The 21,824-nt window shown below is 41.1% G+C and carries 18 protein-coding genes; 10 read left to right on the top strand and 8 right to left on the bottom strand.

The window, feature by feature from the left end; all coding sequences use genetic code 11:
• The first annotated feature begins 171 nt into the window (after positions 1–171).
• Positions 172–1,806: a carbon starvation CstA family protein gene (locus MMU05_RS02100; protein ID WP_241140002.1), complete on the top strand. Its 1,635-nt coding sequence runs from the start codon at positions 172–174 to the stop codon at positions 1,804–1,806.
• A gap of 61 nt (positions 1,807–1,867) precedes the next feature.
• Here the strand turns inward: MMU05_RS02100 and MMU05_RS02095 are convergent, their stop codons facing one another.
• The 6 genes from MMU05_RS02095 to MMU05_RS02070 form a co-directional block, all read right to left on the bottom strand.
• Complete coding sequence (locus tag MMU05_RS02095; protein ID WP_241140001.1) at positions 1,868–3,409, bottom strand: vanadium-dependent haloperoxidase; 1,542 nt, start codon at positions 3,407–3,409, stop codon at positions 1,868–1,870.
• A 12-nt stretch (positions 3,410–3,421) separates the two neighbouring features.
• Positions 3,422–4,342 carry a transporter gene (locus MMU05_RS02090; protein WP_241140000.1) on the bottom strand — a complete coding sequence of 307 codons (921 nt, stop codon included), beginning with the start codon at positions 4,340–4,342 and terminating at the stop codon, positions 3,422–3,424.
• Positions 4,343–4,540: 198 nt separating this feature from the next.
• Positions 4,541–4,984, bottom strand: a complete 444-nt coding sequence (locus tag MMU05_RS02085) for a hypothetical protein (RefSeq protein ID WP_241139999.1) — start codon at positions 4,982–4,984, stop codon at positions 4,541–4,543.
• Positions 4,985–5,443: 459 nt separating this feature from the next.
• Entirely contained in the window at positions 5,444–8,404 is a 2,961-nt protein-coding gene (infB, locus tag MMU05_RS02080) for a translation initiation factor IF-2 (RefSeq protein ID WP_241139998.1), read from the bottom strand.
• Between the two features lie 65 nt (positions 8,405–8,469).
• Positions 8,470–9,714, bottom strand: coding sequence for a transcription termination factor NusA (gene nusA, locus MMU05_RS02075; protein ID WP_241139997.1), 1,245 nt, complete (start codon positions 9,712–9,714; stop codon positions 8,470–8,472).
• 5 nt (positions 9,715–9,719) lie between these two features.
• Positions 9,720–10,190, bottom strand: a complete 471-nt coding sequence (locus MMU05_RS02070) for a ribosome maturation factor RimP (protein ID WP_241139996.1) — start codon at positions 10,188–10,190, stop codon at positions 9,720–9,722.
• A 212-nt stretch (positions 10,191–10,402) separates the two neighbouring features.
• On the opposite strand from MMU05_RS02070, the gene MMU05_RS02065 reads away from it, so the two are divergent.
• From MMU05_RS02065 to rodA, 5 genes are read left to right on the top strand one after another with little or no spacing between them, the layout of a single operon-like run.
• Positions 10,403–11,431, top strand: a complete 1,029-nt coding sequence (locus MMU05_RS02065) for a rod shape-determining protein (protein WP_241139995.1) — start codon at positions 10,403–10,405, stop codon at positions 11,429–11,431.
• A 7-nt stretch (positions 11,432–11,438) separates the two neighbouring features.
• Positions 11,439–12,272, top strand: coding sequence for a rod shape-determining protein MreC (mreC, locus tag MMU05_RS02060; RefSeq protein ID WP_241139994.1), 834 nt, complete (start codon positions 11,439–11,441; stop codon positions 12,270–12,272).
• Positions 12,265–12,786 carry a rod shape-determining protein MreD gene (locus tag MMU05_RS02055; protein WP_241139993.1) on the top strand — a complete coding sequence of 174 codons (522 nt, stop codon included), beginning with the start codon at positions 12,265–12,267 and terminating at the stop codon, positions 12,784–12,786. Before mreC ends, MMU05_RS02055 begins: the two co-directional genes overlap by 8 nt.
• Positions 12,786–14,585, top strand: a complete 1,800-nt coding sequence (gene mrdA / locus MMU05_RS02050) for a penicillin-binding protein 2 (RefSeq protein WP_241139992.1) — start codon at positions 12,786–12,788, stop codon at positions 14,583–14,585. Before MMU05_RS02055 ends, mrdA begins: the two co-directional genes overlap by 1 nt.
• A gap of 1 nt (position 14,586) precedes the next feature.
• Complete coding sequence (rodA, locus tag MMU05_RS02045) at positions 14,587–15,861, top strand: rod shape-determining protein RodA (RefSeq protein ID WP_241139991.1); 1,275 nt, start codon at positions 14,587–14,589, stop codon at positions 15,859–15,861.
• On the opposite strand, the gene MMU05_RS02040 is transcribed toward rodA, so the two are convergent.
• Both MMU05_RS02040 and MMU05_RS02035 read right to left on the bottom strand, forming a co-directional pair.
• Positions 15,858–16,442, bottom strand: a complete 585-nt coding sequence (locus MMU05_RS02040) for an HD domain-containing protein (protein WP_241139990.1) — start codon at positions 16,440–16,442, stop codon at positions 15,858–15,860. The two genes, rodA and MMU05_RS02040, sit on opposite strands and share 4 nt — an antisense overlap.
• A 231-nt stretch (positions 16,443–16,673) precedes the next feature.
• Complete coding sequence (locus MMU05_RS02035) at positions 16,674–17,819, bottom strand: hypothetical protein (protein WP_241139989.1); 1,146 nt, start codon at positions 17,817–17,819, stop codon at positions 16,674–16,676.
• A 39-nt stretch (positions 17,820–17,858) separates the two neighbouring features.
• On the opposite strand from MMU05_RS02035, the gene MMU05_RS02030 reads away from it, so the two are divergent.
• The 4 genes from MMU05_RS02030 (at position 17,859) to rho (ending at position 21,619) form a co-directional block, all read left to right on the top strand.
• Positions 17,859–18,185: a 2Fe-2S iron-sulfur cluster-binding protein gene (locus MMU05_RS02030; RefSeq protein WP_241139988.1), complete on the top strand. Its 327-nt coding sequence runs from the start codon at positions 17,859–17,861 to the stop codon at positions 18,183–18,185.
• A 6-nt stretch (positions 18,186–18,191) separates the two neighbouring features.
• Positions 18,192–18,773: a thymidine kinase gene (locus MMU05_RS02025; RefSeq protein ID WP_241139987.1), complete on the top strand. Its 582-nt coding sequence runs from the start codon at positions 18,192–18,194 to the stop codon at positions 18,771–18,773.
• 103 nt (positions 18,774–18,876) lie between these two features.
• Positions 18,877–19,569, top strand: a complete 693-nt coding sequence (gene recO, locus MMU05_RS02020) for a DNA repair protein RecO (protein ID WP_241139986.1) — start codon at positions 18,877–18,879, stop codon at positions 19,567–19,569.
• Between the two features lie 193 nt (positions 19,570–19,762).
• A complete protein-coding gene (rho, locus tag MMU05_RS02015; protein WP_241139985.1) occupies positions 19,763–21,619 on the top strand; it encodes a transcription termination factor Rho in 1,857 nt (618 codons plus the stop codon).
• The last annotated feature ends 205 nt before the right edge of the window (positions 21,620–21,824 follow it).

Genomic DNA, 21,824 nt, shown 5'->3' with positions numbered 1-21,824 from the left:
TATCCATTAAATAAAATTTGGGAAGGAACTTCATTTTTTCCGTCTGGTCTATGCAAGTGGTTGAAAGGGGGAAATTCAGTACTTATTATACTCTCGGGCTTAAATCCTTAGAATAATATTTGTTATTTGATTGAATTGAAGGAAATTCAAGGTTTATTAACCCAATTAAAAATGACCTTACCTGTTTTATTGATCATATCGGGAGTTATCCTTGTGGTAGCTTATTTTACTTACGGGAAATTTGCTTATAAAAAATTCGGTCTTGATGACAAAAGGAAGGCGCCTTCTCACCTGTATGAAGACGGGATTGATTATGTTCCGAGCAAGCCTGTAGTAGTTTTGGGTCACCATTTTGCTTCTATTGCCGGGGCGGGCCCGATCGTGGGTCCAATCATTGCTGTGACTTTTGGATGGATCCCTGCGGTAATTTGGATTTTGGTAGGGGGGATTTTCTTTGGGGCCGTACATGATTTGGGAAGCATGGCAGCGTCTTTGAGAAATCAGGGCAAATCAATCGGTGTGATTATCCAGAATAATATCGGAAAAAATGGCAAGCAGCTTTTTGTCGTTTTCAGCTTTTCCACTTTGATTCTAGTAATCGGAGTTTTTTCTGATATCATTGCCAAGACCTTTGTCAGCAATCCTGGAGTGGCTTCTGCTTCTATTTTGTTTATGCTGCTCGCGATTGTGTTTGGCTATTTCAACAAGTTTTTTGGGAGTAACAAAACAGCATTTGTCATCAATACCACCATCGGGGTTATCTTGATGTATTATTTTGTCTACCTGGGAATGCAACTTCCGTTTGACCTGGATTACCAGCTTTGGATTTATTTACTTTTGGGATATGCTTTTTTGGCTTCGGTTACTCCAGTTACATTATTGCTGCAGCCAAGGGATTATTTGAATAGTTTTTTATTGTATGGGTTGATGATTTCTGCGGTAATCGGCGTTTTTATTTCCAATCCTGAAATCAAAATGGACAACCAAGTCCATATCAATGCAGACAATCTGGGTTATTTGTTTCCTGTATTGTTTGTAACCATTGCCTGTGGAGCCATTTCAGGATTTCATTCCTTGGTTGCTTCAGGTACTACCTCCAAGCAGTTGGATAAAGAAAGCGACGCCAAAATAGTGGGCTATGGAGGGATGTTAATTGAGTCTTTTTTAGCAATCATTTCTGTCGGGGCAGTAGTAGTCCTGAGTAGGGGAGAGTATTTGGACCGTTTGAGCTCAGAAGGGCCGGTAAGCTTATTTTCGACAGGATTGGGGAGTATGATTTCTACCCTTGGAATTTCTGAGCAGTTTGCCGTGGGTTTTGTGGCTTTGACGGTTTCTGCCTTTGCCTTGACCACCTTGGATACCTGTACAAGGTTGGCAAGATTTACCTTGCAGGAATATTTCGAAGATGTAAAACATCCTGTTGGAGCAAAGATTTCCCAAAACAGGTACGTTTCCACTACCGTGGTAGTCATTTTGTCCATCTTATTGTTGGCCTCCGGCAGTTTTACCACCCTCTGGCCGATCTTTGGGTCAGCCAATCAATTGCTAGCCGCTTTGGCTCTGCTGACTATTGCTGTCTGGCTTATCAGGCAAAAGGTCAATGCCACTTTTGTGACCATCCCCATGTTTTTTATGTTCACTGTGACATTAACTTCCTTGGGTTTATTTGCTTGGAAAAATTTCCAAAATGATGTTTATATCTTGGCCATCATTGCTTCTCTTCTATTTATCCTCTCGATTGCCTTGATCATATTGGCTTCAAAGAGCCTTAGGAAAGAAATGGAGCAACCCGTCAAAGTAGGTTAAAAAACAGCCCCGGCCCATTATTGATGCCGGGGATGTATATCAATCAAACCCTTTCCATTATTTATTGAGCACCATCATTTTTTGCCCTGTTGACCGCATAAGCCCCAACATTTTTTCCTTGTGCAATTCCGACTTCGGCGTCAAAACGATAATGGATTCCTCCATAAAGCCTGGAAACTGCAGCTTCTTCGGCCCAAGCTCTGAATTGAGCGGCATCGGATGGAAAGAAATGAGCGAGAACTTCTGCCCCTGCCGCAGAGAAAGTGCTGTGTCCCGAAGTATAGGCAGGAAAGTTCGGAGTGCCCAGGATGGTTTTGAATCCTGCAATCGTCTCTATAGGTCTCGGGTAATGGTAATAATATTTTGTATCCCAACATGCCACGCCTGCGTCCATAATGGCGGTGTTCATGTAAGCAAAAATTCTTGCTGATCTTAAAGGATTTAATTTTGCTTTCACAATGGCTTCTTTGGCAAACTTGTTCCAGTGTCCGGGAGGAGTATATGAACCAAGGCCATCTTCCCACCAATTGGCGATTCTGCGTTGACTGATAGTCATATGTGAAGCAAACTTCCTCAGTTCTGCAGCATCTTTTTCAAATTCCACTGAACCTGGAACAGGTGGAGGTCCAGGTCTTACCTCTTCTACGGTGGGAACATTCCACATTTTAACTTTTCCAAAAAGAGGAGTCAATCCAACAGGTCTTTGTGGCGTTTCCATATTCTGCCATTTCCAACCGAACCTTTCAAAAGCGGCATTTGCGATTGAATCAGAAACTGGCTTTGGAGTTTGGGCTTTGGCCATTCCATCAGTGGAAGCCCGTTGTTTGGCTAATTTGACTACTTCTGTTCCAATGATATTACCCGCGGTGATGTCACTTGGGACGTTGATCCCAGCATGGACCAGACTGGCAAGATGCTCTTGGTACTTTTTTTCCAGATAAATGGCCTCAAGCGGAAACATGACAGTTAAAATTTCCTTCGACACAGTTGCAATGGCGGCCCCATCAGAGGGGTAGGAAGGAAGGTGGCTTGGAGAATAGGCAGGCTTTATGGAATTGTCAACCAGGTAAGGGGAGGGGCGGTTAAACTGGTATTTGTAGTGCCAAGCGACCACCAAAGCATCAAATTGGGCTACACTCAAATAGGCCAACATCCTGCTGGTGTAGGGGGGATGGGCAAATGGAAATGACGGCGGACCTACAGGATTGGCAGGATTTGGGAGTGTGTAAGTTCCGTCTGCATTTGGACCCGGGATTAGGTTGTATTTAGCAGCAAGTTCCAAGGCGATTTCATTCCATCTTAAAACTGGATTGTTGGTCCAATAATTTACGGCCTCGGTTTGGGAGGGTGTCAATCCTGACATTTGTTGCTTCACTGCATTCAGTTCTCCTTGGTAGGCTGCTGAACTTGTTGCCTCTGGCTGTGGGATATTGATTTGGGTAGGAGTGCTGACCAAGATTGTTTTCCATGTCCCACCGTTTTCATCCAATGTTTCGAATCCATAACCCTCGAATTCATAATAATTAGGGGTCTCTTCAATACAAGAACTAACTGTGAAGGTGAGTAAAAACAGATATTTATAGAATATTTTGAGCTTTTTCATAAAATGCTTTGATTAATAGACTTTTAACTGATAAGTAAGACCCAAACCAATGGTGGTGGCTTTTCCCACATTTCGGCCATTGATTGTTTGGTTGAAATAGGCCAAAGCACCTAATCCTTGATCAGATTTGATAAAGTATTGGACCCAGGCTCCCACTTGGCTGACTTCCATTTTATTGGTCGGTTGAGGCCGGTTATAGGAGCGGATGTCATCACCGGTCAGGCAGTTGAGGCTCATAAAAGTCGCCTCCATTCTAAGCCTGTTGTCAAACGCCCAATATCCAATGGCCCCATGAAAATTCAGGGCGTTAGGAACATTCATAAAAGAAGAATAGACACTTCCGTTCTCGTAATAGTAATCCCTCTCCACCTCGGTTTGTCCTCGCCAGAGGTAAGCAAATGAAGCGCGAAAGACGAGCCCATTGTCCATTTTGTAGCCTCCGATTCCTCTAAATCCAAGTTCAGGAGCTCCTGTCCCAAGACTAAAAGGCATATAATCTGAGAGATAATTGCCTACGGGTGTGCTGAAATGGGCATTGGTAAGGAATAACAATTTTCCATTTCCCAATTGTCTTTGAAGCCAATCTACTTTTACAGAAAGACTAAGGTCTTGAAAACCTGATTGACCGGCCTGTGTTCCGCCGGAAGCTTTTGTGTTGATATAGGGAACACTTGCAATGAGGTTTATTTTTTTGGTTAAACCCATTGCGATCATCGGCATTGCAGTTTGGCGTGTAAATGTGCCGATGTTGGCGTTTTCGCGGAGATAGGAGCCTTCCCAATATTGGTCCCAAGAGGAATGCTCGTATATCAATGCAGCACAGATTTCGCCCCTGCCCATCATGACCTCATCCCAAGGAGTTTGTGCATAGGATGTGAAGGATAAGCCAAAGCATACTGCCAGAATAGCAGTAAAGCGCATAATTTTTTTCATTTCATTGTGTTAGGTTGAATGATACATTTTTTAATCCCGATTGTGAAAAAGGGGGATCTTGGACCATTTTAACTCAAATCAAAATGGAAGCATCTAAATCATACATATTGCCAAACTCTCCTGAAAAGGAGTGCAAAGCGGCATAGCAATTAAGAATGTCCTTTTGGAATAAGAAAAGAGGTCCGAAAAAGAATGAATTCAGGCTAACTCTGGAGGTGGGGAATTGAGATGGTAATAATTGTTTTGGTAGGATGAAAAAATGAAACCCATGAAATTATTTTCCAATTCGGCAGCAACCGCAGAATAATCAAAATCATTCAATGGCTGGGTGTAATCTTTAATAAATAACTTGACCAATAATGAATTGCTTCCGGAATCAGGCAATTCATCCTGGACCAAAGAACTTACCCACTGCTTGATGGTATTGTCCAATATACGTTTGGCAGTATCAGGGACATAAACAATCTGAAGGGTGTCGTTTACGTATCTTTGTTTGATTGCTCTGAAGGTTTGTCCATCTTTTTCAAACGAGGTATTTGTCACCCTAAATTCTTCCTCTTCGGCCATATAGGGAACAGATAGAGGGATTTCCAATAACTTTTCTTCAAAACCTTCCTGGTTTTCACTGTAGATTTTTTCCATCCAATCGCTTTCGATTTGAAACCGAAATGAAAAATACGCCACATAGTATCCGAAATGATACAATGCAAAGCAGCACAAAAGGAATATGGAAATCGTTTTTCTCAAGTGAATTGATTATCGGATTTTAAATTTAGAATTTTTTTTTAAAAAACATGAGGGTTGTCAGGTTTTTGTGATTTGTCAGGGAATTTTATCTGAGACCTATAAAAAATTTCATGACTACCCAAAGAACCAAAAGGCCTAATGTACATGATCCATAAATCTTAATGACAAGAAGCCTATTGAATCTATCCAAAAACCATAAAACCAAAACAGGCCGAATCAGTCCTACGATCAGGCAAAAAAAGGAAAGGAAAACCAAGATTTGGATAAATAAGAGTAGGGCATTTAGCATAGCACCAAAATAAAAAAAAGGAACAGTTTTGGCCGTCCCTTTTTTCTTGAATTATTTCAAAGATTTTATTTTTTCTTTTTGATTTCCTGCATCATGTAACCTTCCATGGTATCATCGATTTCGATGTCATTGAAATTTTTGATCGAAATACCACATTCATAACCTGATTTCACTTCAGATACATCGTCTTTGAATCTCTTCAATTGGTCGATCTCTCCGTCATGGATGACAATACCCTGTCTGATGATTCTGATTTTGTTTTTCCTGGTGATGAATCCATCCGTCACATAAGAACCTGCAATGGTTCCTATTTTAGAAATCTTGAAGACTTCTCTTACAAGGACATTACCTGTAATGATCTCCTCAAACTCAGGTTCGAGCATTCCCTCGATGGCATCTTTGATTTGGTTGATCGCATCGTAGATGATGGAGTAATGTCTGATTTCGATTTCTTCCTGCTCTGCGAGTTTTTTAGCATTGGTGGAAGGTCTTACATTGAATCCCAATATAATGGCATCTGAAGCAGAGGCCAAGAGTACATCAGATTCAGAAATCTGACCCACACCTTTGTGGATGATGCTCACAGATACTTCCTCTTTGGAAAGCTTCAGCAATGAATCAGAAAGTGCTTCCACAGAACCGTCCACGTCACCTTTAATGATAATGTTGAGTTCTTTGAAACTTCCGATAGCGAGTCGTCTTCCGATTTCATCCAAGGTAATGTGTTTCTTGGTTCGCATACTTTGCTCTCGCATGATCTGCTCTCTGGAATTGGCGATTTCTCTAGCTTCTCTTTCAGATTCGTACACTTTGAAAGTATCCCCTGCCTGCGGTGCGCCTGCCAATCCCAATACCTGTACCGGTGTGGAAGGTCCTGCCTTGGTTAGCTTCTTTCCTTTATGATCGGTCATCGCTTTGACACGGCCGTAGTGAGGGCCTGCAAGGATAATATCACCGATATTCAACGTGCCTGCCTGAACCATGACTGTAGTCACGTAACCTCGGCCCTTGTCCAAAGATGCTTCAATGACAGTTCCTACAGCTTTTTTGTTGTAGTTGGCTTTCAATTCCAGAATCTCTGCTTCCAATAACACCTTTTCAAGAAGGTCATCTACGCCTAATCCGGTCTTGGCAGAAATATCCTGGGACTGGTATTTACCACCCCACTCTTCCACCAAAAGATTCATATTGGCCAATTCTTCCTTGATTTTATTAGGGTTGGCATTTGGTTTATCAATTTTGTTGATGGCAAAAATCATCGGAACCCCTGCTACCTGTGCATGGTTGATGGCTTCTTTGGTTTGTGGCATGATGCTGTCGTCAGCTGCAATCACGATGATGGCAACGTCAGTGATTTTTGCACCCCTGGCTCTCATAGCAGTAAATGCTTCGTGACCCGGCGTATCCAAAAACGCAATTTTGTGTCCATCAGCAGTCGTTACATCATATGCACCGATATGTTGGGTTATTCCCCCGGCTTCATCAGCGGTTACTTTTGATCTTCTGATAAAATCAAGCAACGAGGTCTTTCCATGATCCACGTGACCCATAATGGTCACAATTGGAGCTCTATCCTGTAAATCTTCGGCGGTATCAGCGATTTCTTCTACCTCAAACTCTTCATCAGGCTTGGTAAATTCGACTTCAAATCCAAACTCATCAGCGATGATGGTGATGGCTTCTGCATCCAATCTTTGATTGATCGAAACAAACATGCCTAATGAAAGGCAAGCTGAGATGACCTCGTTGACAGATGCGTCCATAAGAGAGGCCAAATCGTTTGCAGAAATGAATTCTGTTACTCGGAGAATTTTAGAATCTTCGATTCCCTCTTGTTCTTCTCTATATCGGTCAGCCTTTTTGTCCCTTCTTTTTGATTTCCCGCTACCAGCCTTTCCGCCTCCCTGCAATCTTGCAAGGGTTTGTTTAATCTGATCTTGGATTTCTTTTTGGGTTGGTTCGGCCTTTTGGATTCGGCCAACGTTTTGTTGCGGCTGTCCGGGTCTTTGTGGACGCTGATGCTGTTGTTGTGCCGGTTTCCTATCCCTTTGACCTTGCGGAGTATTTTGTCCACCTTGGCTTGGGCCTTGACCTGCGGGTCTCGGTTTGGTAGCATCTGGGCCTGGACCTTTGGTTGCTGGACCGTCTTTTTTATCTATTCTCTTACGAATTCTTTTTTTCTTGTCTTTTCCTTTTTCATCGGAAGAAGCTACAGGTTTCCCTTTTTTCTTCGATTTATCATCAGGAAGTTCAATTTTACCCAATACTGTAAGCCCTTTCAAAGCGTCTGCTTTTGCCGCAATCACTTTTTCTTCCGGCTTTGGCTCAACCTTTTCAATTGGCGGCTGTATTTTTTCAACCTTTTCAGCTACAGGCTTTGGTTGGGGTGCTGTTTTTGGTCTTTCTTGGAATGGTGCTTTTTCAGGCCTTGCTGATTCCTGAATTTTCTTAGTGTTGTCTTCAGTCTGAGGCTTCACAGCCTGAGGTTTAGGTTCCACTTTTTCATGAACCGGTGTTTCTTGTTTGGTCACAGGAGGGCTAGGAGGTGTAACCGGAACAGCCGCAGGCTGTGGTTTTAACTCTTCCTTTTTTGGAGCTTGCTTCTGAGCATCCAAATCAATTTTACCTAAAACTGTTATTCCTTGTAATTTTGGAGCCTCTACGGCTATTTTTTCTTGCAGCGGTTCTTCAGCCTTGGGAGTTTCGACGATAGGCTTTGCCTGTTCAGGTTTTTTGACTTCCGCTACAGGTTCTACTTTCTTATCCTCCTTAACTTCAGATTCTGCTTCGATGGTAAAGGTTTCATGATGCCTCTTTCCTATCGAAAGGTGAGATGCCTCTTCCTTTTCCTGCGCAGAGGATTTAAACTCCTTGGCCAGCATATCAAATTGCTCTTGGCTGATTTTGGAGTTGGGGTTGTTCTCGACATCGAAGCCCTTCTTAGCCATAGACTCCACAATTGTAGAAATTCCTACATTGAGTTTTCTGGCTATCTGGCCTAGTCGCATCGTTTTTTCTTCTGACATACACTAAAGCACTTTCTTAATTTGATGGCAAATATAGGTCAATTATTGGGTAAATCTGACCTAAATTACTGTTCAAATTCTTGTTTTAATATTCTGAATATTTCGTCAATTGTTTCTTCCTCAAGCTCTGTTCTTCTCAAAAGATCTTCTTTTGTCAAAGAAAGAACGCTCTTGGCTGTATCCAATCCGGTTTTCTTCAACTCGTCAATTACCCAATTGTCGATTTCGTCTCCGAATTCCTCAAGATCAACATCTTCTTCTTCGTAGTCATTGAGTTCTCTGAACACATCTATTTCAAATCCAACCAACCTGGAGGCCAATCTGATATTGAATCCGCCTTTTCCGATGGCCATAGAAACCTGGTCAGGCTTCAAGTACACCGAAATCCTTTTATTCTCTTTGTCAACAGTCAATGAAGACACCTTCGCAGGGCTCAAAGCTCTGGAGACATAAAGATCTAGGTTGTCTGTATAGTTGATGACATCGATATTTTCATTCTGGAGTTCCCTGACGATGGCATGGATCCTGCTGCCTTTCATTCCTACGCAGGCTCCCACCGGATCAATCCTGTCATCGTAAGATTCCACTGCTACTTTTGCTCTTTCTCCCGGTTCTCTTACGATTTTCCTGATGGTAATCAGTCCGTCAAATACTTCAGGAACTTCGTTTTCAAACAATCTTTCCAAGAAAATCGGAGATGTTCTGGAAAGAATGATACGTGGATTGCCATTCACCATTTCCACTTTGTGCACAATGGCTCTGACGCTGTCTCCTTTTCTGAAACGGTCTTTTGTAATTTGCTCTCCTTTAGGGAGAATCAATTCATTGCCTTCACCGTCGATCAGCAGGGTTTCTCTACCCAAGATTTGGTAGACCTCGGCTGATATGATTTCCCCGACCAATTCTTCGTACTGGTTGAAGAGTAGGTCTTTTTCAAGGTCTTTGATTTTTTGGATCAAAGTCTGCCTTGCCATCATCACGGCCCTTCTCCCGAATTCTTCTAGTTCAATTTTTTCGTAGACATCTTCACCCACCTCAAAATCAGGTTCGATTTTTCTGGCATCAGTCAAGCTTATTTTGTCAAAATCCCAAATGTCCTCAGAATTGTCATCAACAATTTCTCTGATCCTTAGGATTTCAAGGTCACCTTTGTCAGCATTGATGGTTACATCAAAATTTTCATCAGTTTCGAATTTTTTGCGAATCATCGCTCTAAATACGTCTTCTAGTATGCGGATCATGGTGGGACGGTCCACATTTTTAGACTTTGCAAATTCTGCAAATGATTCTATGAGTACTTTAGCATCCATTTTGTTTATTTGAAAGAGACTAACACAATTGATTTTTTTATCTCGTCGAGGGGGATGGTGATTTCCCGGTCCTCAGCTTTTTTTCCTTTTTCTTTGATTTTGCAAAGTATTTTTACCTCAGCACTTCCAACTTCCATCAGTTGACCCTCCAGCTCTTTTCCATCATTTAGGGTCAGTTTTAATTTTCTTCCGACATTTTTGGTATATTGTCTTTTGGAAGAAAGTGGAAAATCCAGCCCCGGCGAGGAGACTTCCAAAATGTATGCATCGGACAACAACTCTTTTGCTTCAATTTCTTCAGCGATCTGTCTACTAACCTTTGCACACGCTTCAATACTTACTCCTTGGTCGCCGTCGATAAGGATCGTCAATTGGGATTTGGGTCCTTTTTCCACCAGTTGTATGTCTACCAAATAGTATGATTCATCGGGTAGATGTTTGGAAACAATTTCCTCAAGGGTACTTTTTAAGCTCATTTGTTCAGGTATAGTAAATAAAAGAGGGGACTCGTGTCCCCCCTCAATTCTGGTAATACAGTGCAAATGTAATAAATTTATTCCCACAAAAAAAAATTGGATTATTGTAATAAATTGGGAATTAGATAATAATTTTGCCGACCCACGTTAGAAGTTACGCGCTTCCTTGCTAAATTTAAAAGATTATCTATCATCTACTCAATAAAAATATAATGGGATTATTCGATTTTTTTTCAAGTGATATTGCGATTGACTTAGGTACTGCCAATACCCTAATTATACATAAGGATAAAATAGTGGTTGATGAACCTTCCATTATTGCAATTGACAGGACCAACAACAGGGTCCTTGCTGTGGGAAAGGATGCTATGAACATGCACGAGAAGACGCATGAAAACATCAGGACTATCAGACCACTCAAAGACGGGGTTATTGCGGACTTTTATGCGGCAGAGCAAATGATCCGGGGATTGATCAAAATGATACCGGGACACAAGAAAGGGATATTTCCAAAATCCCACAGAATGGTGATTTGTATTCCTTCAGGAATCACAGAGGTTGAAAAAAGGGCTGTCAGGGATTCTGCAGAACACGCCGGCGCAAAAGAGGTTTACATGATTTATGAACCGATTGCAGCGGCGATCGGGATCGGGATAGATATAGAGAAGCCGATGGGATCTATGATAGTCGATATCGGAGGTGGTACCACCGAAATTGCACTCATAGCACTGTCCGGTATTGTGGCAGACCAATCCATCAGGGTTGCAGGAGATACATTCACCAAAGACATCCTCGATTACATGAGGAGGCAACATAACCTTTTGATCGGTGAGCGATCTGCAGAAAAAGTTAAAATAGCCATCGGTTCTGCTTTGACTGAACTTGACGATGCGCCGGAGGATTATGAAATCAGAGGTCGTGACTTGATGACAGGGATTCCAAAGGTTATAAAAGTTTCCTATTCTGAGATCGCTTTTGCTTTGGACAAATCAGTTTCCAAAATTGAGGAAGCAGTTTTGAAGGCATTGGAAATTGCTCCGCCGGAGCTTTCCGCCGATATTTATGATAATGGTATCCATCTTACCGGTGGTGGTGCATTACTGAAAGGTCTTGACAAAAGACTTCACCAAAAAACCAAATTGCCTATTCACATTGCCGAAGATCCCCTAAGGGCGGTCGTGAGGGGAACTGGTACAGCGCTGAAGAATATCAATAATTTCAGGTCAGTTTTGATGACTTAATAGTTGGATGCAACGGATATTCCTCTTTTTATATCGGATAAGGGCATTTTTGTTGTTTGTATTGTTGGAGGCAGTTGCGATATCGTTGATTGTTTCTAATAATTCTCAGCAAGGCTCTGCGTTTTTTAATAGTTCAAATGAATTGAGTGGTTCTGTCTTTCAGACTCAGAGTAATGTTGTAGAGTATTTTTCGCTATCATCAGTCAATAAAAACCTGATGGAAAAAAACGCCCAACTTCTCACTGAATTAGAAGCACTTCGGAAGCCGGCCGATTCTATTTTTATTCCGCTGGACAGTGCAATGCTGGCTACCATGCAGTTTAGAGGAGCAAAAGTCATCAACAATTCCCTGAGGCTTGCGCAAAATCACCTGACTATCAACAAAGGGGCTAACCATGGTGTCAAATCCGGAATGGGAGTCATCAACGAACAGGGAGTAGTGGGAAGGGTAAAAAGTGTCAGCCGCAATTTTTCAACGATCATTTCATTGCTTCACACAGACCTATTGGTATCCTCAAAGATCAAGTCAAATGATGTATTTGGGTCAACCAAATGGGATGGATTAAATCCAGAGCAGGCAAAACTGATGTATGTACCCAGGCATGTTGTTGTCGCCATTGGCGATCAGGTGGTGACATCGGGATATAATTCTATCTTTCCGGAAGGAATTTCCATAGGTACAGTTATTGAGGTGAAGCCAGGCGCAGACACCAACTACCTTGACATTACATTGAAACTGGATACCGATTTTTCAAAAATATCATATGTCTATCTGGTGGAAAGTTTCCAACAGCCGGAACTTGATTCCTTATACCAATCAACCGGAATAAGCAATGAATAGTATAAGGGTAATTTCCATTTTGGTTACCGGATTCCTTTATCTGGTGTTTCAGGTATTGGTGCTCAAAAATCTGGTGCTTTTTGGTTCAGCTTTTTGTTTTTTGTATGTCACTTACATCGTTCTCCTACCTATTGATCTAAAGACAATTCCCACTTTGCTGATCAGTTTTTTTCTCGGAATGGGTGTCGATTTGTTTTATGATACCTTAGGAATCCATACGGCTGCCTTACTTGTCATAGGCTTTATCAGGCACCGTTGGCTTTTGGTATTGGTGCCTCCTGGAGGGTATGATGATGATCTTCAGCCTAGTCTTCTTAATATGGGATTTGGCTGGTTTCTTTCCTATAGCATCCCGCTTGTATTGATTCACCACACCTTGTTTTTCTATATTGAAAGTTTAGGAACAGATTTATTCTTCACATCTCTTCAAAAAATAATTGCTAGTGTTATTTTTGTGCTAGTAATGAGTATTATTGTTCAACTGTTGTTGTACAGGAGAAGGAGAGGGATTTAATGAACGAGCAAAGGCCGATTACAATTATTATAGTCATCATCATTATTGGGGTTGTGCTCCTGACCAAATTATTTTTGATCCAGGTTGTCGATGACAGTTTTTTAAAGAAGGCGGAAAGTAATGCAATTCAAAGGGTGGTCGATCACCCTTACCGTGGACTTGTCTACGACAGGACAGGAAAGATATTGGTGTACAATTACCCCATTTTTGACCTCATGGTTATTCCAAGAGAATTTCAGGTTGGCGATACCACAAGGTTTTGTGAGATTTTCAAAATCAGTAAAGAATACCTAGTGGAGACTTATACAGCTGCAAGGAAATATTCTTCAGTCAAACCTTCCCCTTTGATCAAACAGATTTCTACAACTGATTTTGCCAGGATCCAGGATTTTCTCATCGATTATCCCGGATTGTTTGTCATGACAAGATCGGTTAGATCCTATCCCCAAGCAAGTGCTTCCAATGCGTTGGGTTATATTGGGGAGATAAGTTCTAAACAGCTTGAGAGAGATTCCTCTAAATATTACAGGCAAGGAGATTATGTTGGACTAAGTGGCATTGAAGGATTCTATGAAAACGACCTTCGTGGAGTAAAAGGGGTGAAGTACAAACTCGTCAATGTAAGAGGTGTTGACAAGGGGTCTTTTAAAGACGGTGAATTTGACACTGCCTCTGTAGCAGGAAAAAATCTTATCTCGACCATAGACCTGGAGTTGCAGGAATACGGTGAAAAATTGATGGCAGGTAAAAGAGGCTCTGTAGTAGCCATTGAACCAAAGACAGGTGAGGTTCTTGCCATGATTTCTGCCCCTACCTATGATCCGAATTTATTGACAGGAGCTCTTTTTGGGAACAATTACATGGATCTGAATAGGGACGAAAGCAAACCGTTGTTCAACAGGCCGATCATGGCGATGTATCCTCCGGGATCTATATTTAAGATTGTCCAATCTTTGGTCGGTTTACAGATGGGTGTTTTGACACCGAATACGACTTACAGTTGTAACCGATCTTTGGTTGCATGCCATAACCACCCCAGTCCCGTCAATCTATTTGGGGCAATACGTAATTCCTGCAACCCGTATTACCATCAGGCCTACCGTGCTATGATCAACAGGGAAGTTTCATCCAATACCTTCAAAGACACTGAATTGGGACTAAATGCCTGGAGAGAATCTGTTTTGAAATTTGGATTGGGCTCATCTTTGGGTATAGATTTAAAAAATGAAAAAGGAGGCTCGATTCCATCTTCGGTTTTATACGACAGGATTTATGGCGAAGGAAGATGGAAGTATTCCACCATCTATTCACTCTCCATCGGACAGGGAGAAATGCTCGTCACACCTTTGCAGATGGCAAACCTAGCCGCCATATTTGCAAACAAAGGATATTATTATCCTCCGCACATGATCAAGGCCATTGATGGGGATCCAAATAAAATCCCGGAGGAATTCCGAACTAGAAAAGATGTAGGCGTAGATGCCCATCATTTTGATCTGATCCAAGATGCCATGGCAGAGGCTATCTACGGGACAGCAGCAAGAGCGGCTATTCCGGACATCACCATTGCAGGGAAAACAGGAACCGCCCAAAACCCGCAAGGTGAAGACCATTCTGTATTTATCGCTTTTGCGCCAAAAGAAAATCCGCAGATAGCCATTGCTGTCTATGTCGAAAACGCAGGTTGGGGTGGTAGGGCAGCAGCAAGTACCGCAAGTCTAATGATCGAAATGTATATCAGAAGAGAAGTGAAAAGGCTTGCTTTGGAGGAATATGTCTTGGTAGGGAAATTTATGTAATGTGAGACAAGACGACCTATACATCAACAAAATAGACTGGATTTCCATAGCTATTTATTCCGTTTTGGTAATAATAGGGTGGATCAATATCTATGCGGCTGTCTATGACGATCAATCCGTAAAAAGCATCTTTGACTTTTCTATCAATTCGGGAAAACAACTTGTTTGGATAGGAACTGCAATCCTTTTGATCACAGTCATCATGGTGGCAGATTACAGGCTTTTCGAAAACCTGGCTTTGCCCCTTTATATTTTGTTTCTGGGTTTTTTGTTGATTACCCCTTTTTTTGGCAAGGAAATCAATGGCCAAAGGGCTTGGTTTGAAATCGGATCTTTCAGGCTCCAGCCTGCGGAATTTGCCAAGTTTGCTACCGCCCTTGCCCTAGCAAAATTTATGGAAAGGCCCATGTTTGACCTTTCGCAGATAAAATACCAAGTTCAGGCCCTTGTCATCATATTGCTCCCTGTGGCTTTTATCATGTTGCAGCCTGATACAGGGACAGCGATGGTGTATTCAGCTTTTTTTGTAATGCTATATAGGGAAGGAATGCCACAGTGGTATTATGTTTTTGGCTTGTCGTTTGTTGCCGTTACATTATTGTCATTGGGAATAGACAACAATTTATACCTCGCTATTGCAGTAGGAGTGATCATCTTGTTCCTGATTTTGATTGGGAAAAAGAAAATTCCAAGGATAATAGGATTGGTAGGAATCGGTATATTGATTGTAGGGTATTCTTATAGTATAGACTATGTGGTATCAAAACTTCCCGAACATCAGCAGAACAGGGTAATGGTTTTGTTCAATCCAAATATTGATCCTCTCGGGGTTGGATGGAATGTAACTCAATCAAAAATTGCAATTGGCTCAGGAGGATTTTTTGGGAAAGGATATTTGGAAGGGACTCAGACGAAGTTTGATTTTGTGCCGGAACAACATACGGATTTTATTTTTTGCACGCTCGGCGAAGAATTCGGATGGATGGGTAGTCTTGTGGTGATTGTGCTATTTAGTGGCTTGCTGATCCGGTTGGTAATGTTGGCAGAGCGTCAAAAAAATAGGTTTTCGCGGATATATGGATACTGTGTAATTTCCATTCTCCTTTTCCACTTTATGATCAATATTGCGATGACTATCGGATTGTTTCCGGTTGTGGGGATCCCTTTGCCTTTCTTCAGCTATGGAGGTTCATCGCTTTGGTCTTTCACAATCCTGCTGTTTATATTTATCAAGCTTGATTCCCACAGGATTCAGTTATTGAGCAGGATTGGTTAATAATTCTCGTTTTTAATTATGTTTTGAAGCCAAATCTGTTTTTTGGGTTCCCTGTTTTTCCGGGCAAAATCAGTATGGAAGGAATGGCTTTTCAAAAATTTGATCTGTAATTCCACCCAATCTTCCCGTGTCTTGATGACCTGTGTGAATTTTAATTCCTGATACAGTTTGCTACTGATTTCCACATAATCTTTACGTCCGAGATAATCCAGGTCTGAATCACATATTATCTTCTGCAATTCAGTTTTGGGGTTTTGTGGGATTTTGGTGGCCATTATCAAGCCCCGGACAATTTCAATATGCTTGGGATCCATTTTTAGAGATTCCATGATTTTTTGGGCCATTTCCGCTCCGACCTCTTCGTGGTTTTGGGTAGTGGTTAAAAATCCCATGTCATGGACCAATGCCCCGATTCTGAGTAGGTAGGCATCAGTTCCTTTGATTTTTTTCCTTTTGATATATTGGTTGCATACGTCCAAAACGTCCAACACATGACTAACATCGTGATAGGTTAGGTTTTTGGGGAGGCCATTTTTCAATTCCTCTAATACTATGCGCTTTAGTTTAAAATAACCAGTCATTTTACTATTTAAATTGCTCTAAAAAAGTCAATTTTTTGTCCATTTAAATTGAATATTAATAAATATAAATATCAAAACTACATTTTGAGATTAAAATTTTATTAACCAATAAATTATGCGGGCAAAAAAACCCCTTGTTCTGATTTTAAACCTGATCTAAAGGATGAATTATTGGGTTTGATTTGCAGTTATTTTTATGGATTCAGAATTTTATGACTTCGGAAATGTTTTTCACCCGCGGACGTCAAATTTCCTAAATATCAGTTGAAGAAATTCGTCCACGGCTGCAGATTCTTTGTCCCAACCTAATTCTCCCACATACCTTTCATTTAAAAGATGAACTGCTTCCACAAAACTGCTGCATTCATCTATAGATTTTAAGGCATGTTTCAGGAGATCAGGATTTCCATCAAAAAGGTCTTTTGTGAACATAAACCGTTGGTTAAGTCCGACACTTTCTGAGAGTTCCTTGATACTGCCTTTCATGATCGAATATTCCTCTGATTCAAATCTTGCCCAAACTTTGGCTGGATCGATTCCCTGATCAGGACGGATGGTTTTGAACAGTTTTTGAACAGGTATATTTTCAAGCACATGTTCTTCTTCTTGCCAACTGCCGTCCTCAATTTCAGGATTGACTATGCTTTCAAATTCTGAGGATTTGGCATCCTCCAAAGTATCAAAGAAAGAACTTTCGTTTATTTTTTCCAGAGGAATGGGTTCAGATTTTGGGGCAACCTTGACAGGCACATGGTCTATCTCTGAAATCTGGTCAAAGTCCAGGAAAACAACCTGTCCCATGCTGTTAAGCAGGATTTTGTAGGACTCTATTTTTTCTTTTTGATTCCAAAAGTTGGTTTTCAATGCCTCTTCGTAGGCATCATGTGTATAAGATAGCCCTGCTTTATCGATCAGGTTGGTAATCAGATTGACATGCCACTTGATATATTTTTTATTCTCTTTGAGGTATTGGTTGATTTCATTTCCTTTTACTTTCCCAAATTCTTCTTTGTAAAAATCCAAAGGGCTTACTGCCAGGAAAATTGAATCTTTCACTGCCTTGACGAGTAACGGTTCGAAATGGACCCGCTCTATTTTGATGGTGCGTGAAAGGACATTCATAAATTCCCTGAGCGATTCATATACTGCCTTGTCCCTGTAATCAAAAAAAGGATTGCTCTTGAGTTTTTCCAATTCCTCCTGCCAAGCTTCGAAGAGGGTTTTGATAATGAAAAAATTGACTTGGATACTTGGTGTTAGCGTGATGATTTCCTGCCCCGTCATATACTTTTTAGTGGGAAAGTATCCTTCACAAACTTTTTTACTGAATTCCTTGGCGTAGTTTTCTACGTAATTGCTGTTTAACTTAGCAGACATATAGATTTATCGGATTTTTTTATGAATTAAGCACAAACCATGCTGAAAATTATAATTCAGAATTTATTCCACAAAGAGATAAAATCCCCTTTTGGAGACCGCAAAGTTATTGATTTAATCCATGAAAACCGCATTGACTGGATGCATGCCTGCGGAAAAAAAGGAAGATGTACCACCTGCAAAATCATAGTCTTGGAAGGGATGACAAACCTCTCCCCGCTCACCGAGAGAGAAGAATTTTTCAAAGGAATAGGCAGGTTGGCAAGCCATGAAAGGTTATCTTGCCAGGCAATATTGATGGAAGGAGAAATCCACGTCCGTGTAGCAGATGAAAACAAGTTTCCCCATATGGACTACAGTGAATAGCGCCCCATGTTTATAGAAAGTACCATAGGCAAATCCAGAAACCCCGAAAGGAAAGGACACATTGAGGTCATTTGTGGTTCTATGTTTTCCGGAAAAACCGAAGAACTGATCAGAAGGCTTAACAGAGCATACATCGCAAAACAAAAAGTAGAGATATTCAAACCCTCTATTGACAAGCGATATCATGAAACGGACGTTGTATCCCATAATGACAACGCCATCAGGTCCACGCCGGTAAATTTTGCAGATGATATCATCCTGCTTGCAGGGGATTGTGATGTAGTGGGCATTGACGAGGTGCAGTTTTTTGACAGCAGGATCGTCCATGTCGCAAATGTTTTAGCCAATGCGGGCAAGCGGGTAATTCTTGCCGGACTAGATATGGATTTTGAAGGCAATCCCTTTGAACCCATGCCACAGTTGTTGGCCATCGCCGAATACGTGACCAAAGTCCATGCTATCTGCATGAAATGCGGGGATTTGGCATCTTATTCATACAGACTCGTTGAGACCAAAGAGAAGGTTGTCCTTGGTGAAAAAGAAGCTTACGAAGCCAGGTGTAGAAAATGCTTTCTTGAGAAAATGTGATGATGAAAGCGGAAACAATCAATAAACTTACTTTTAGTATTTATTCGGGGTTTTTATTGGAGAATCTGAAACGGGAGCATGTGGACAGTAATTTTGTTGACTCGTGAGACTGAAGAAAACAAAAGGAATTGTTTTGTCCTATATCAAGTATAGCGAGACATCCATCATTGTCCGCATTTTTACGAGGGAGTTTGGATTGAAATCCTATATCATCAATGGTGCAAGGTCAAAATCTGCCAAAAGCAAAATGGCCTTTTATCAGCCTTTGACGTTGTTGGACTTGGTGATTTACGATAAAGAAGGCGGTAACCTCAACAGGATTTCTGAAGCAAAACTGATTATGCCTTTCCAACTTGTCCCATTCGATTTTCTCAGGTCAGGGATCGCCATGTTTATGGCTGAAGTCATGGGCAAATCTGTTTTTGAAGGATACCAAAATGAGGAGTTTTTTGATTTTTTGGATTCCGCCATCAGGTTATTGGATGAAAAAGAAACTGTTTTGGTACATTTTCCTTTGGTCTTTTTGTGGGAAAGCTCAAAATATTTAGGCTTTGCTCCTGAGGATTCCGAATCATTCTTTACCGAATTGAAGCAATATCCCCAAGGGCCAGACGTAATGGAAGAAGAAAAGGACTATCTTAAATCCGTAATCGCCCAATCTTTTCTTTGTACCGATACTTCCCCTTCCAAAATCAGAAGGAATATGTTGGACCATTTCTTGCTTTTCTATGGAAATCACCTTGATTTGGCCTATGATTGGAAATCAGTAAAGGTCCTTCGCCAAATGATGTCTTAAAATAAATTGCCATCTCTTATGAAATATTTGTTATTTAATTATTGAAACCTTAATATTGCAAGGTCATAGTATCGCAAAGTCCTCCCCCCCTTGGATTTTACCTATTCTGAATCCCTTTTTCATTCAGTTCAGAAATACTCAAATTACATCATCACACATTCACACATCTTATTTATAATTCCATAAGCTTTTTATGTATAACATAGAAGAATTAAAAATCAGGCTACTTTCTGAATTGAAGGAAATTGCTGAAGAAATGGGCGTAAAAAACTTTAAAACGCTTAAGAAAGACGAACTTGTCTATGCCATCCTGGATCAGCAAGCCATCATCGACGAAAAAGCATTACCCAAAAAAAGGCCTACAGTAGTTGAAACTGAAGCAGTCGAGGTAAAACCCAAACCTGAATCAAAAGAATTTCCTGAATCACCCCAACCGATCGCCCAGGAAAATAAGTCCAAATTCAGAAGAGAGAATGTCACTGCCATACCAAAGGAAGAAATCCCGGTGGAAGTAGAGGCAAAGCCCATCAAAAGAAATGAGCATAAGCCTAATCCAAGAAATGAGGATAGACCTGCCAAAAAAACTGAAGAGAGGCCTATTAAAAGGCAGGAAGAGAAGCCTTTCAAAAAACCTGAGCCGGTAGTAAAGCACGAAAAAGCGGTAGTTATTGAGCAGGAAAAGCCCAAGGAAAAGTTGCCACTTCCTATTTTCAATCCTGAGGAAGAGAAGCCAAAGTTTATCAGACCAAGAAGAAAAGTAGTCGACGATCCTGAGCCGGTCACTTTTAATTCGGCTTCAGAGAAATCTTCTGCACCTTTCGATGCTGAGGCAGAAATTCCAAAAAGAAAGAATTTCAGAGATATTGAGGAAGTCCACATTCCTTCAGCTGAGGTATTCCAGACAAAAAGAAAACCTTATGTAAGTGTCAAGGAATTTGAAGGAATCATTGAAAATGAAGGTGTTTTGGAAATCATGCCCGAAAGCTATGGTTTCCTCCGCTCATTGGACTATAACTACTTGGCTTCCCCTGATGATATTTACGTATCCCCCTCTCAAATCAAGCTTTTTGGTCTTAAAACCGGTGATCATATCAAAGGATCTATCAGACCTCCAAAAGAAGGAGAAAAATATTTTGCGCTTCTAAAAGTCATTACCGTCAACGGAAAAACCTCTGAAGAAATCCGTGACAGGGTTCCTTTCGAATACCTCACACCACTTTTTCCCGAAGAAAGACTCAGACTTACCACCAAACATGACAATTACTCTACCAGAGTTTTGGATTTGTTTGCACCGATAGGTAAAGGGCAAAGGGGTATGATCGTTGCCCAGCCAAAAACGGGTAAGACCATGCTTTTGCAACAAATTGCAAATGCGATCTCCGAAAATCATCCTGAAGTTCACTTGATGATTCTTTTGATAGACGAAAGACCTGAAGAAGTGACAGACATGGCCAGGTCTGTAAAAGCCGAAGTCATCTCTTCTACTTTTGACGAGCAAGCAGAAAGACACGTAAAAGTGGCTTCCATTGTGTTGGAAAAAGCAAAAAGAATGGTAGAGTGCGGTCATGACGTAGTTATCCTCTTGGATTCTATCACCAGACTTGCAAGGGCGTACAATACTGTCGTGCCAAGTTCAGGTAAAATTCTATCGGGTGGTGTGGATGCCAACGCGCTACACAAGCCGAAGAGATTCTTTGGTGCCGCCAGAAATGTTGAAAACGGGGGATCTTTGACCATTATCGCTACTGCTTTGGTGGAGACAGGTTCAAAAATGGATGAAGTAATCTTTGAGGAATTCAAAGGAACAGGCAACATGGAATTGGCTTTGGATAGAAAACTTTCCAATAGAAGGATTTATCCTGCCATCGACGTGACCGGTTCAGGTACGAGAAGAGAGGAACTTCTGATGGACAAAGAAGAAATGCAGCGTGTATGGATTTTGAGAAAATTAATGTCTGACATGACCTCCCAGGAAGCTATGGAATTCCTTCTCCAAAGAATGAAGGGAACCAGAGATAATATAGAGTTTCTGATCAGTATGAACAGTTAAGCTTCAACAAGCATATATTGGGGAATACCCTTATTCTTAATGGATAAGGGTATTTTTTTTGCTCAAAAAATGGATTTTACAGCAGAATTTTTGTTTTGTAAACTAACAATTTTTTTAATTAATCAGGTTTGATTTATTTCAATACGTTTTTTAGAGGGCATTGCCGTAAGTTTTGCCTTTCTGCCACCCAACTACTTAGAATAAC

Source organism: Cognataquiflexum rubidum (genome assembly GCF_022538115.1).
In the GTDB taxonomy this organism is placed as follows: Bacteria; Bacteroidota; Bacteroidia; order Cytophagales; family Cyclobacteriaceae; genus Cognataquiflexum; species Cognataquiflexum rubidum.
This window is presented reverse-complemented; position numbering and strand designations above follow the sequence as displayed.